Raw genomic sequence first — 12,254 nt, 5'->3', positions numbered from 1 at the left:
TCGGAACCAAACGAGGCCTAGAAGGTGCTTGCATCGACCACAAAGCGGTACCGCACGTCGCTGGCGATCACCCGATCGAAGGCGTCATTGATCTTGTCGGCGGAAATGACCTCCACGTCGGCACCTAAGCCGCGGGCCGCACAGAATTCGAGCATTTCCTGCGTCTGCGCAATACCGCCCAGCTTGGACCCGGCGAGAGTGCGCCGGGACCCGGCCAGCGACCAGACGCGTAACGTCACCGGTTCCGACGGTAGGCCCACCATGATCAACGCACCGTCAACCGCAAGCAACGAAAGGTACCGGTCCACGTCGATATCGGCCGACACCGTGTTAATGACCAGGTCGAAGTGCCCGCTGAGAACGTCGACGACGCCGGGATCGGATGTTGCATAGTATCCATTCGCCCCCAAGCGGAAGGCGTCCTCCTGCTTCTTGAGTGATTGGCTAAGCACACTGACATCAGCACCCAAGGCAGACGCAATCTTGACGCCCATGTGGCCCAGCCCGCCCAAGCCGATGATGGCCACTCTCTTCCCGGGACCAGCACCCCAGGTGCGCAGCGGCGAATACATCGTGATTCCGGCGCAGAGCAGCGGTGCCGCAGCCTCGAGTGAAATGCCCTCAGGAATCCGCAGGACATAATTCTCATCCACCACAATGCTGGTGCTGTATCCGCCGGCGGTTGGCAGGCCATCGCGCCCTGTCGAGTTGTACGTGCTCAGCGATCCGGACAGGCAGTACTGTTCCTCCCCGGCCAAGCAGTTGACGCATTCCCGGCAGGAATCCACGAAGCACCCCACGCCAACGCGGTCCCCGATGGCGTGGCGGGTTACCTTGGCCCCGACGGCCTCGACGACGCCGGCAATCTCATGGCCAACAACCACCGGGTATTTGACTCCTGCCCAATCGCCTCTTGCCGTGTGGATATCGGAGTGGCAGATACCTGTGAACTTGATGGAAATCCGAACTTCAAACTCGCCGGGTTCACGGCGTTCAATGAGCCCGGGCCGCAATTCCGTAGCCGACGTGGCCACATAGGCTTTGGCAACAGTGGGCATGGCGGGGTCCTCTGTGGATGGATGGAAGATCAGGGAACGGAAACGAATCCGAGGGACTTGTCCACCACGTTTTGAAGTGGCCGGCCCTCGATGAAGAGCCGGAGGTTGTCCACGAACAGCTTGCCGAGATCGTCGAGGTAGTCCTCGGTGTCGCCGCTCATGTGAGGGGTGATGATCACGTTCCCCATGTCCCAGAGCGGGTGCCCTTCAGGCAGAGGCTCCGGGTGCACAACATCGAGGGCAGCGCCGGCGATGGATCCTGAGACCAGGGCTTCGGTGAGTGCGTCTGTCTGGACGAGCTCCCCGCGCCCCACGTTGATGAGGCGCGCGGACGGTTTCATCGCCGCAAGGACGTCCGCGTCCACCAGGCCTTTGGTAGCTGCGGTCAACGGAGCCGCAAGCACTAGATAGTCGAAGTCCTGCACCGCACTGGCCAGGTCCTTGGAGGAGTAGACCACATCAAAGTCGTCATCCTGTGGGCGACCGGTGCGCCCGGCCCCGCTGACCTCCATGCCCACGGCGCGGAACAGGCGCGCGGTCTCGCGTCCAATGGAGCCTGTGCCCACCACAAGTGCTCGTTGGCCCTGGATCTTCCGGGTCACGCGGTGCTGCCAGCGCTGTTGCTGCTGCAACCGGAACGAGCCCTGGGCGTCCTTGGCCATATCCAGCACGAAACCCAGGACAAATTCCGCAATGGCCCGGCTGAGGATCCCGCGGGAATTCGTGTAGACAATGTTGCTGCGGATCAGCCCGTCAAACAGAAGTTGGCTGACTCCCGCAGCCGAGACGTGGACCCACTCCAGCGACGACGCCGCATCCCAGTTTTCCTTCAGGGCTGGCGAGAACGAATGCCACTGGTACAGAACATCGGCGCCGGCCATCGCCTCAGCCAGTCCATCCGCCTTCGTGAGGCGGACCTCGGCCAACTCTTCGATCTCGTCCAGCCGCGGCGGCAAGGCCTCCCGGTACAAAACCGCGACGACGGGCCGCCTGCCTTCCGTGACCGTCATGACGCCGCTGCTGCTGCCGCCGGCTTGCCTGCCGAACCGGAGTCAATCGCGCCAATTGCCTCGATCGCTGCCAGGACGGAAGCCGTGAAGTCCGACGTCGACGAGGTGCCGCCGACGTCGCGGGTGCCAAGGCCCTCACGAAGGACAGCCTCGAAGGCCAGCTGAAGGTGCTCGGCGGCGGCGGGGTGGCCGAGGTGCTGAAGCATCATGGCTCCGGACCACATCTGGCCCACAGGATTTGCCAACCCCTTGCCTGCAATATCGGGGGCGGACCCGTGGACCGGTTCGAAGAGTGACGGGAAGTCACCTTCGGGATTCAGGTTCGCGCTCGGTGCGACGCCGATGGAGCCGGTGACGGAGCTTCCCAGGTCCGAAAGGATGTCGCCGAGCAGGTTGGAGGCAACGATGACGTCGAAGGTCCAGGGCTTCAGGACCAGGTGGGCGGCCAGTGCGTCTACCAGCTCGCTGGTGAGCGTCACGTCAGGGTAGAGACGGGTGGTTTCCTCCACCACCTCGTCCCAGAACGGCATGGTGTGGATGATGCCGTTGCTCTTGGTGGCCGAGGTCAGGTGCCCCTTCCGTGAGGACGCGAGCGATGCGGCGAAGTGCGCGGCCCGCGATACTCCCAAGCGGGTGAAGATGGTTTCCTGCACGGCCGTTTCGTGCGGCAACCCACGGTAGGTGCGCCCGCCGACCTCGGAGTATTCGCCTTCGTTGTTTTCGCGCACGATGAGGATATCGATCGGTTCCTTGGACGCGAGAGGCGACTTCACGCCGTCGAGCGTTTTCACCGGACGGAGGTTGATGTACTGCTGGAATTCCCGCCGGATCGGGATGAGGAGTCCCCAGAGGGATTCCGCATCCGGCACTTCAGGGGAACCCACCGCGCCCAGGAAGATGGCGTCGTGCCGGGCGAGTTGTTCCAGGCCGTCAAGGGGCATCATCCGCCCGTGCTCGGCGTAGTAGTCCGATCCCCAGTCGAAATAGGTGAACTCAAGGTCCAGGGAATGGATCTGCGCGATCCGCTCAAGGCACTCGACGGCCGCCGGGACAACTTCCTTGCCGATCCCGTCGCCCGCGATCACCGCGATTTTGTGGGTACTCATGATGCACTTCCTTCTGAGGTGCCCGTCAGCTGCTGCCACCGGGTGGCTGGCTCCGCCAGTTTGATGATGGTGCTCTTGGGTTCGGTCATTTCGCGGACGGCGTGCTTGACGCCTTCCCTGCCCACGCCGGATTTCTTGAAACCGCCGAAGGGCATGGAATCGATCCGGACGTCGCTGGTCTCGTTGATGACAACAGCGCCCACGTGGAGCTTCTCGGCAATGGCCAGCGCGAGGTCAATGGATTCGGTGAAAACGCCTGCCTGGAGCCCGTACTCGGAGTCGTTGGCCGCGTGGATGGCGTCCGGGACCTGGATGAAGGGCATGATGCTGACCACCGGGCCGAACACTTCCTCGCGGATGACCCGGCAGTCCGCGGGCACGTCGGTGAGGACCGTCGGCAGGTAGAAAGCGCCGCGGCGCTGGCCGCCAACGTGGACGGTTGCGCCGGCGTTCCTGGCCTCGTCCACCCAATCCTCCACCCGGCGGGCCTCCGCTTCGGTGATGAGCGGACCGATGTCCGTGCCGCGGTCGAGTTTCGCCCCGACACGCAGCGCTCTGGTGCCCTCGATGACGCGCTCGAGGACGTCCTCGAACAGGGAAATGTGGACGTAGACGCGCTGGACAGACAGGCAGTTTTGGCCGGCCACTCCGAAGGCCCCGGCCACGATCGCCTCCGCTGCCTTCGCCGGCTCCGCGTCCGCGCAGACGATCGTGGCGTTGTTCCCGCCCAGTTCCGAAAGGATCTTCTTGGCGCCGGCGGCAGCTGCGATGCGGTCCGCCGTCTTTGGCCCGCCGGTGAACGAGATCAGGTCTACCAGCGGGTCGGTCACGATCGCCTCCGAGACGCCGGGCCCGGAAACGATGCCAGCGATGCGGCCAGCAGGGACACCTGCTTCCAGCAGCAGCCGGATGAAGGCCAGCCCGGTCAGCGGTGTGCGTCCCGAAGGTTTAAGTACGACGCCGTTGCCTCCGATGAGCGCCGGCCCCAGCTTGTGTGCCACGAGATTCAGCGGATCGTTGAAGGGCGTAATGGCGGCGACGATTCCCACCGGCTTGCGGCTGTACCAGCCGATCTTGTTCGCGCCGGCCATGCTGTCATCGAACGCGAGAGTCTCACCATTGAGTTCGTCTGACGCAGCAGCGGAGAGCCTCAACGTTTCGATGCACCGGCGCACCTCGCGTTCGGCCTCTTTGATGGTCTTGCTGCTCTCCGCAGCGATAATTTCCGCGAAGCGAACAGCCTGCTCCGCCAAGAGTGCTGCAGCCCGTTCCAACGCCTCGCGGCGGGCCCGGAGAGGCCACTCATCCTCCTGCAGGTGCCGATGAATGTGTGCAACGGCCCGGCGCACATCCTGCGGGGACGAGGAACATACGGTGCCCAAGAGCACACCGTCCTCCGGGTCCCGGACCTCCAGGATCCTGTCAGCCGTCTGCCAGCGGCCCTCGAAAAACGCACCTCCAGGAAGACCCGCAATTCTTGCCCGCCGGTAGGCAGTTTCCCCTGCTGATTCCGGGCGCGCTTCAGATTCCGGGCGCGCTTCAGCGACCGTTGTTGACGAACTCATGGGAACCCTTATCCTGCTTACTTGATCCGGTCGATGATTTTTGCGGCTGCGCCAATGAAGGGCAGGAACCACGGCGGACCGAAGTGGCCCGGAACGGGCGGGTTCTTCAGGTCTTCCCAGACATTCGCTGTCTTGTCGCCCGCCATGTAGTGGGCCATCCTCTTGCCCATGTGGGCGGCCATCTGCACGCCGTGTCCGCTGTAGCAGAGGGAGTAGTAGAGCCCGTCATGGACGCCGGCGTGGACCATCTGGTCCATGGAAAGGTCCACCAGGCCGCCCCAGATGTAGTCCACCTTGGCGTTGGACAGATAGGGGAAGAGTTCGAGCATGGCCTTGCGCAGGATCTCGGCGCTCTTGACGTCCGAGTCCGGGCTGGACAGGGCAAATCGGGCCCGGCCGCCGAAGAGCAGGCGGTTGTCCGGCGTGATCCGGAAGTAGTAGGTCAGCATCTTGCTGTCGGACGCCTGGCGCCGGTTGGGCAGGATCCGGTTGACCACGTCTTCGGGCAGCGGGTCAGTGACAATGATGAAGCTGCCTACCGGGATCACGCGGCGCTGCAGCCACGGGGTAACTCCGCCGGTGTAGCCGCTGGTGGCGACCAGGACCTGCTTGGCCCTGGTGATGCCCCGGGTGGTGTGCACGTCATGGACGGTGCCGGAAACCTTCTTCAGCTCGGTCACTGCCGCGTTCTCGCAGATGTCCGCTCCGGCGGCAGCAGCCACCCCAGCCAGGCCATGCACAAACTTTCCCACGTGCAGACCAGCCCCAAGCGGGTCAACCATCGCTCCCTGGTAGAAGTCCGTGCCGATTTCGCTGTGGATCTCGGACTTCGGGATCACGGTGACATGGTGATCGGCCAGGGTGGCCAGCTTCTCCTGCGACTTCAGGAAGCCTTCGTAATGGGACTTGTGGAAGGCCAGTGAAAGCTTTCCAAAGCGCTTGTAATCGCAGTCGATGCCATTGTCGTGCACCAGCTTCTCGATGGTGTCGATGGCGTCGTTGTATTCCTGGAACATCTCCACTGCACGGGTGGCCCCGTACCGCTTGACTGCGGTGCTGAAGCTGATGGCCAACCCGGTAGTCGCCATTCCGCCATTACGGCCGGACGCGCCCCAACCCACGGTGTGGCGTTCGAAAACGGCAACACTCGCGCCTTGCTTGGCAAACTCCAGGGCCGCGGACAGCCCCGTAAATCCGGCGCCGATGATTGCCACATCGACATTTTCGGGTACCGGAGTCTGCCGGTAGTCTCCGGATGCTTCGGCTGTGTCCAGCCAATAAGGAATGAGTTTCACGGTGTGACCTTTCGCCTCGAAGTCGTTAGAGACCGAGGTGCTTGTTGATCTCGTCCAGGGACTTAACGGTGTTGAGGTCGTAGCCCTCGCCGATGGGGTCATAGCCACGGTCCAGCATCCAGAGATTCCGGAAGCCCATGTCATGCATCGGGTGCATGTCGTAGCGTGTGTGGGAGGAGACGTGCAGGAAGTCCTCGGGCTTGGCGTTCAGGGTATCGAGCATGTACTCAAAGGCCTGGTAACGCGGCTTGTAGGCCTGGGCCTGCTCTGCGGTGAACACGGCGTGGAAGTCCGCGCCGAGCTTCGGAATGCTGATGTCCAGGAAGCTGTCGTCCGCGTTGGACAGGGCCACCAGCTTATAGTTGTCGCCCATGAGCTTCAGCGGAGCCGGCACGTCCTCGTGCGCAGCCCAGCCGCGAACAGCCTCAGCGAACGCCGCGCCGGCACCCTCGGTCGGCCCGATGCCCCACCGCTTGCACACCCGGTCAAATGAATCCTGGAGAATCTGCTCGTAGGGCTTGAAGTCGCCAAGGACCTCGTCGAAGCGGTACCCACGGAACTGCTTCTTGAAGGTCGGCCACTGCTCTTCAGAGATGCGGCCGTCAAGCAGACGACGCGTCGTGGGATCAATGTCGAAGTTGATAAGCGTGCCATACACATCAAAGGAGATGTACTTCGGCCGGAAGTTGGTGTCTGCCATGGTGGTTTCCGTTCTTTTCGGGAGCTGGAAGCGGGCTGGCCCCGCGAGTATGGAGGTGTCGACAAGCGCGAACTAAACCGGGGGTCATACGCCCGGTGGGCTGGGAGAATCCTGCCTTATGAAACGACTCTAAGACTCCAAATTGTAAATTGTCAACAGTTTGGTGAGTCTTGATCAGAACCATTCTCATCCCACGCCGCCCGAAAAAACTTGCTGTAAATTGTTGACAATCTACTGTTAAGGGGGTTGCATTGCATTAGATGGCGGAGAGATCCGGATCACATTACAGCCTAGGTCAGCCCTAGAGACACAGCCTCTGCGGTCCTCCCCGGAGCCTCGGAAAGACGCTGAATCAATTTCGTCCCCCCAGTGACAGTCCCACCCCATAGCTGAAAACCCTCGAAGGGAAGCACCATGAAGACCAGAGTTAAGGCACAGACCACGGCAGCGGGCATCGCCCTGCTACTTGCCTTGAGCGCCTGCGGTGGCGCGGCTAACAGCGAGTCCGCGGACTCCAAGACGTCCAACACAACTGATATCTCTGAGGGCGTTCAGCCTGATGAGAAGGCGGTGAGCCTTTTGCCGGCTTCGTATAAGGAGAAGGGCGAGCTCACGGTCGCCATGGATCTGCATTACCCGCCGACGACGTTCCTGGCGGAGGACAACTCGACTCCGATCGGCCTCAACCCGGACGTCGCCCGGCTCATTGCGAAGAAGCTCGACCTGAAGCTGAAGTTCGTGGACACGAAGTTCGACACCATCATCCCCGGCCTTGACGGCGGACGTTTCGATTTCACGGCCACGACGATGTCCAAGACCGAGGAGCGGCTCAAGGTCCTGGACATGATCGATTACTTCAGGGCCGGCACGTCCGTGGCCGCGGCCGCAGGGAACCCGCTGAAGCTCACGGTTGAGACCTTGTGCGGGAAGAACATCGCCGTCACCCAGGGCTCCACCGGCCAGCTCAAGCGCCTCCCGGCCCTCAGTGAGCAGAGCTGCACCTCCAAGGGACAGCCGGCGATCAACGCCGTGACGCTGCCCAACGTCCAGGAAGCCCTGACGCAGCTGCACTCCAAGCGGATCGACGGCATCCTCTACGACACAACCGCACTCGCGTGGGCCGCCAAGCAGCAGCCGGACTCCTTCACCATCCTCGGCCGGGTCAACGTCGGCTCCAGCGACCTGACCGCCGTCGGTCTGAAGAAGGGCTCGCCGCTCACCCCGGCCCTGCAGGCAGCGCTGCAGTCCGTGCTGGCAACCCCTGAATACAAGGAATCCCTCGAGAAGTGGGGTCTTGACTCCGGCGCCATCACCGACGCCAAGCTGAACTAGTGGGTTCACAGATGAAGCAAGCAACTATTGAGAGAAGCACACCGACAATGAACGGGATGGATCCGGCGCTCAAGCCCCGACTTCGTCGCAGGAGCACCTTTGAATACATCGCCTGGGTGGTCTGTACCCTGGTTGGCCTGGGCATCCTTGTCTCTGTATCGACGAATCCGAACTTCAAGTGGGCAGTGGTCGCGAAGTACTTCACCCACGAATCGATCCTGCGCGGCTTGATGCTCACGATCTTCCTCACGGTCGCCAGCATGGCCCTGGGAACGATCCTTGGCCTCTTCCTCGCGATCATGAGGGCCTCCAGCATCAAGCCCATAGCGGCCACGGCCGGGGCGTACATCACCTTGTTCCGGGGCACCCCTGTCCTGGTCCAGCTGATCTTCTGGTTCAACATCGCTGCCCTGTACCCGAACCTGACCATCGGCATCCCGTTCACTGACATCGGCACGGCGATCGACGTGAACGCGCTGATGGGCCCGATCACGGCGGCCCTGATCGGCCTGACCCTGAATGAAGCCGCGTACATGGCCGAGATCATCCGCGGCGGCTTCTCCTCCGTCGGCAAGGGACAGATCGAAGCCGCGGACTCCCTGGGCATGAGCGCGTCCATGAAGATGCGCAAAGTCATCATCCCCCAGGCCATGCCCTCGATCATCCCGGCCACCGGCAACCAGGTCATCGGCATGTTCAAGGAAACCTCCCTGGTCAGCGTCCTGGGCGTCGCCGAACTGCTCCAGAGCGCCCAGCTGATCTACGCCCGCACCTACGAAACCATCCCGCTGCTGATCGTCGCCAGCGCCTGGTACCTGGTGATGACCCTGCTGCTGAGCTACCCGCAGTCCAAGCTGGAACAGAAATACTCACATACCTCCGTCCGGATTCCCCGCAAGTCCAGGAAGGCTGTATTGACCGCACCGGAAGGCATCGCACGATGAGCAACGACGGCACGATCTACGCCCGGGGGATCCGCAAATCCTTCGGACCCAAAACCGTCCTCAAGGACGTCGACCTTGACATTGCCAGCGGTGAAATCTGCTGCATCATCGGCCCCAGCGGCTCCGGCAAGTCCACCCTGCTGCGCTGCATCAACGGCCTGGAAACCGTGGACTCCGGCGTCCTCAAGGTCAACGGCGAAGACTTCGGCTACTACGAAACAGACACCTCCTACCATGCCCTGAGCCCGAAGAAACTCGCGCTGCAGCGCACCCGCGTGGGCATGGTGTTCCAGCAATTCAACCTGTTCCCGAACATGACCGCCCGAGACAACGTCATGGCCGGCCCGGTCTTGGTCAAAGGCGCCAACAAGAAGCAATCGGCCAAACGGGCTCAGGAACTGCTCACCAGCGTCGGCCTGGGCGCTTTCGGTGACCGCTACCCCGCCGAGCTTTCAGGTGGCCAGCAACAACGCGTCGCCATCGCCCGGTCCCTGGCCATGGACCCGGAAATCATCCTCTTCGACGAACCCACCAGCGCCCTTGACCCGGAAAAAGTGGGAGAGGTTCTGGCCGTCATGCAGGACCTCGCCAAGAAGGGCATGACCATGGTGGTGGTCACCCACGAAATGGGCTTCGCCCGCGAAGTAGCGGATTCGCTTCTCTTCATGGACGAAGGCTTCGTCGTCGAACGCGGCGACGCCCGCGAGGTCCTGGCCAACCCCAAAGAAGCCCGCACCCAGGCATTCCTCCAGAAAGTCCTCTAAGCCATGGACGGAAAACTCGCAGTCATCGGCCTTGGCAGCGTCGGCAGCATGGCGCTATGGCAAGCGTCCCGCCTGACCGACTCCGTGGTCGGCTTCGAAGCACACTCCCCGGGTCACGCCAGGAGCGCCGCAGGTGGCGATACACGACTCTTCCGCATGTTGTATCGCGGCAGGCCGGACTACTACCCCATCCTGCAACGCTCACGGGAACTCTGGGCCGAACTCGAAGCAGAAACCGGACAGGACATCCTGACCCGCTGCGGTGGGCTCTCCATAGGGACAGTTGACGGCCCCTACATCCCGAGCCTGCTCGAAACCACCCGAATCAACGGGGCCGACCACCAAATCCTGAGCCGCGAGGGGATGGCCGAGCGCTATCCGCAACACAACCTCAGGCCCGATGACGTAGCGGTCTTTGACCCGCACGGCGGCGCCCTTCGAACGGACCGTGCGGTCAATGCCGCCGTTGCCGCAGCCCAGGCCAACGGCGCGACGGTGCTCACCAACACCCCCATCACCGGCATCCAGGAAACCGACGACGGCGTTGTCGTCACCTCAGGTGACACCTCATGGACCTTCGAACGAGTCATAGTTGCCTCGGGTGGCTGGTCCCAGCGGCTCATGCCTGGGTATCTGAAGGCGCATACGGAAACGCGCCGGATCTTCCTCTCGTGGTTCGTCGCCCGGGATGCAGCCCAGTTCACACCGGAGAAGTTCCCCATCTTCATCCGGATTTCCGGTGATCGGTCCATGTATGGCGCGCCAACCGTGGACGGCGTGACGGTCAAAGCCACACTTGACGGGCGTGGGAAACCTACGCCCGCGGCTGACTCTGTACCGAGGGACCTCACTGAAGCGGAGATTGCGGAGACCACGGAGACCGTTACCGAGTTCTTCCCTGGCCTGTTCCCGTCGATTGTGCGTTCGGATGCCTTCCCGGACCTGTATACCTCGGATGCACAGCCGCTATTGGGCTTCCTCGACGGCTCCAGCAGGATCTACTCCGCAACGGGCTTTTCCGGCGCCGGATTCAAAATGGCCTCTGGCTATGGCGAGATCGCGGCCGGCGAAGCCCTCGGCAAGCGGTCATTTGACGGGCTGGAATTCGTCCGACCCCAAAGATTCAAGAAGATCTAGCGACACTCGTGGGCGCTTCGGGCGAGACACGAATCGCGTATTGTTGACAATCTACAGTTCCTAAGAAAGTATGAAGCCATGGCAACACTCAGCCCTATCCTGAAGCAGGCGACCCCCGTGGTCGTCGACCACGCGTCCGGCAGCTGGATCCACGCGACCGACGGCAAGAAGTACCTCGATTTCACCACCGGGATCGGCGTCACCAGCACGGGTCATTGCCACCCCGACGTTGTCGCGGCGGCCCGCGAGCAGGTGGGCAAGATCGTGCACGCCCAGTACACGACCGTGATGCACAAGCCTTTGCTGGAACTCACGGAACTCCTCGGCGACGTCCTGCCCCAGGGTTTGGACAGCGTCTTCTACGCCACCTCCGGCTCCGAAGCCGTGGAAGCCTCCATCCGTTTGGCCCGCATGGCCACCGGCCGGCCCAACATCATCTCCTTCCAGGGCGGCTTCCACGGGCGCACCGTCGCGGCGGCATCCCTGACCACCGCCGGAACCAAGTTCCGCTCAGGATTCTCCCCCCTGATGAGTGGCGTGCACGTGGCCCCCTTCCCGCACTGGTACCGGTACGGCTGGGACGAAGCCACCGCCGTCGAATTCGCCCTGAAGGAACTGGACCACCTTCTCCTCACCATCAGCACCCCGAGTGACACCGCAGGGTTCATCATCGAACCCGTCCTCGGTGACGGCGGCTACATCCCCACCCCCGTTGCCTTCCTCCAGGGACTCCGGGAACGCGCTGACCGGCACGGCATCGTGCTCATCCTGGACGAGGTCCAGGCCGGCGTCGGCCGCACGGGCAAGTTCTGGGGCCACGACTGGGCCGGAATCCGGCCCGACGTCGTGATCACCGCCAAAGGCCTCGCCAGCGGCTTCCCGATCTCCGCCATCGCCGCCTCCGCAGAGCTGATGGGCAAGGCCTGGCCCGGTTCCCAAGGCGGAACCTACGGCGGAAACGCCGTCGCAGCAGCAGCCGGCGTCGCCACGCTGGGCGTCATCCAGCGGGAAAACCTGGTGGAAAACGCCCAGCTGCGCGGCGACGAACTCAGGGCAGGGCTGGACGCACTGCAGGCAGAGTTCACCGGAATCGGCAACGTCCGCGGCCGGGGCCTGATGCAGGGCGTCGAATTCACCGCAGCCGACAACACCCCGGACCCGGCAACCGCCCTCGCCGTCCAGCAGGCCGCCATCAAGGAAGAGCTCCTGCTCCTGACCTGCGGCCCGCACGGCAACGTCATCCGCCTCATCCCCGCCCTGAACGTCAGCAGCGATGAAATCCAGGCAGGCCTGACCAGGTTCACCCAGGCCCTCAAAACGGCCACCTCCTAGCCCCTGATCAC

The 12,254-nt window shown here is 62.9% G+C and carries 11 protein-coding genes; 5 read left to right on the top strand and 6 right to left on the bottom strand.

The genetic code is table 11. The features are described 5' to 3' along the window. Positions 1 to 17 precede the first annotated feature (17 nt). Genes NVV90_RS01480 through NVV90_RS01455 form a run of 6 tightly spaced genes read right to left on the bottom strand, consistent with a single transcriptional unit; the run spans position 18 to position 6,734 of the window. Positions 18 to 1,058: an NAD(P)-dependent alcohol dehydrogenase gene (locus tag NVV90_RS01480; protein ID WP_258439430.1), complete on the bottom strand. Its 1,041-nt coding sequence runs from the start codon at positions 1,056 to 1,058 to the stop codon at positions 18 to 20. A gap of 29 nt (positions 1,059 to 1,087) precedes the next feature. Next, positions 1,088 to 2,068 carry a D-2-hydroxyacid dehydrogenase gene (locus tag NVV90_RS01475; protein ID WP_258439429.1) on the bottom strand — a complete coding sequence of 327 codons (981 nt, stop codon included), beginning with the start codon at positions 2,066 to 2,068 and terminating at the stop codon, positions 1,088 to 1,090. Beyond that, positions 2,065 to 3,174 carry a tartrate dehydrogenase gene (locus NVV90_RS01470; protein ID WP_258439428.1) on the bottom strand — a complete coding sequence of 370 codons (1,110 nt, stop codon included), beginning with the start codon at positions 3,172 to 3,174 and terminating at the stop codon, positions 2,065 to 2,067. Before NVV90_RS01470 ends, NVV90_RS01475 begins: the two co-directional genes overlap by 4 nt. Further along, positions 3,171 to 4,739, bottom strand: a complete 1,569-nt coding sequence (locus NVV90_RS01465) for an aldehyde dehydrogenase family protein (RefSeq protein ID WP_258439427.1) — start codon at positions 4,737 to 4,739, stop codon at positions 3,171 to 3,173. Before NVV90_RS01465 ends, NVV90_RS01470 begins: the two co-directional genes overlap by 4 nt. A gap of 17 nt (positions 4,740 to 4,756) precedes the next feature. Next, positions 4,757 to 6,034 (bottom strand): FAD-binding oxidoreductase, encoded by a 1,278-nt coding sequence (locus NVV90_RS01460; protein WP_258439426.1) that lies wholly within the window; start codon positions 6,032 to 6,034, stop codon positions 4,757 to 4,759. A 25-nt stretch (positions 6,035 to 6,059) separates the two neighbouring features. Further along, positions 6,060 to 6,734, bottom strand: coding sequence for a haloacid dehalogenase type II (locus NVV90_RS01455; RefSeq protein ID WP_258439425.1), 675 nt, complete (start codon positions 6,732 to 6,734; stop codon positions 6,060 to 6,062). A gap of 414 nt (positions 6,735 to 7,148) precedes the next feature. Between NVV90_RS01455 and NVV90_RS01450 the strand changes: the two genes are divergently transcribed. From NVV90_RS01450 to NVV90_RS01430, 5 genes are all read left to right on the top strand, one after another. After that, positions 7,149 to 8,066: an ABC transporter substrate-binding protein gene (locus tag NVV90_RS01450; RefSeq protein ID WP_258439424.1), complete on the top strand. Its 918-nt coding sequence runs from the start codon at positions 7,149 to 7,151 to the stop codon at positions 8,064 to 8,066. A gap of 56 nt (positions 8,067 to 8,122) precedes the next feature. Continuing rightward, the gene (locus tag NVV90_RS01445; protein ID WP_258439423.1) at positions 8,123 to 9,010 is read left to right on the top strand and encodes an amino acid ABC transporter permease; all 888 of its coding nucleotides are present in this window, start codon (positions 8,123 to 8,125) and stop codon (positions 9,008 to 9,010) included. Next, positions 9,007 to 9,774 carry an amino acid ABC transporter ATP-binding protein gene (locus NVV90_RS01440; protein WP_258439422.1) on the top strand — a complete coding sequence of 256 codons (768 nt, stop codon included), beginning with the start codon at positions 9,007 to 9,009 and terminating at the stop codon, positions 9,772 to 9,774. Before NVV90_RS01445 ends, NVV90_RS01440 begins: the two co-directional genes overlap by 4 nt. A 3-nt stretch (positions 9,775 to 9,777) precedes the next feature. Next, positions 9,778 to 10,911: an N-methyl-L-tryptophan oxidase gene (gene solA / locus NVV90_RS01435; protein ID WP_258439421.1), complete on the top strand. Its 1,134-nt coding sequence runs from the start codon at positions 9,778 to 9,780 to the stop codon at positions 10,909 to 10,911. A 78-nt stretch (positions 10,912 to 10,989) separates the two neighbouring features. After that, on the top strand, positions 10,990 to 12,243 hold the full coding sequence (locus NVV90_RS01430) for an aspartate aminotransferase family protein (protein WP_258439420.1): 1,254 nt from the start codon (positions 10,990 to 10,992) through the stop codon (positions 12,241 to 12,243). The last annotated feature ends 11 nt before the right edge of the window (positions 12,244 to 12,254 follow it).

It is taken from the genome of Arthrobacter sp. CJ23 (genome assembly GCF_024741795.1).
GTDB lineage: Bacteria > Actinomycetota > Actinomycetes > Actinomycetales > Micrococcaceae > Arthrobacter.
Note: the sequence above shows the minus strand (reverse complement) of the source record. Positions and strands in the feature narration are given on the sequence as shown.

What these genes read in the sequence shown, in the direction of transcription:
- solA (WP_258439421.1), top strand. Translation starts at nt 9,778, where the DNA reads ATGGACGGAAAACTCGCAGTCATCGGCCTTGGCAGCGTCGGCAGCATG.
- NVV90_RS01445 (WP_258439423.1), top strand. Translation starts at nt 8,123, where the DNA reads ATGGATCCGGCGCTCAAGCCCCGACTTCGTCGCAGGAGCACCTTTGAA.
- NVV90_RS01430 (WP_258439420.1), top strand. Translation starts at nt 10,990, where the DNA reads ATGGCAACACTCAGCCCTATCCTGAAGCAGGCGACCCCCGTGGTCGTC.
- NVV90_RS01475 (WP_258439429.1), bottom strand. Translation starts at nt 2,068, where the DNA reads ATGACGGTCACGGAAGGCAGGCGGCCCGTCGTCGCGGTTTTGTACCGG.
- NVV90_RS01450 (WP_258439424.1), top strand. Translation starts at nt 7,149, where the DNA reads ATGAAGACCAGAGTTAAGGCACAGACCACGGCAGCGGGCATCGCCCTG.
- NVV90_RS01455 (WP_258439425.1), bottom strand. Translation starts at nt 6,734, where the DNA reads ATGGCAGACACCAACTTCCGGCCGAAGTACATCTCCTTTGATGTGTAT.
- NVV90_RS01470 (WP_258439428.1), bottom strand. Translation starts at nt 3,174, where the DNA reads ATGAGTACCCACAAAATCGCGGTGATCGCGGGCGACGGGATCGGCAAG.
- NVV90_RS01480 (WP_258439430.1), bottom strand. Translation starts at nt 1,058, where the DNA reads ATGCCCACTGTTGCCAAAGCCTATGTGGCCACGTCGGCTACGGAATTG.
- NVV90_RS01465 (WP_258439427.1), bottom strand. Translation starts at nt 4,739, where the DNA reads ATGAGTTCGTCAACAACGGTCGCTGAAGCGCGCCCGGAATCTGAAGCG.
- NVV90_RS01440 (WP_258439422.1), top strand. Translation starts at nt 9,007, where the DNA reads ATGAGCAACGACGGCACGATCTACGCCCGGGGGATCCGCAAATCCTTC.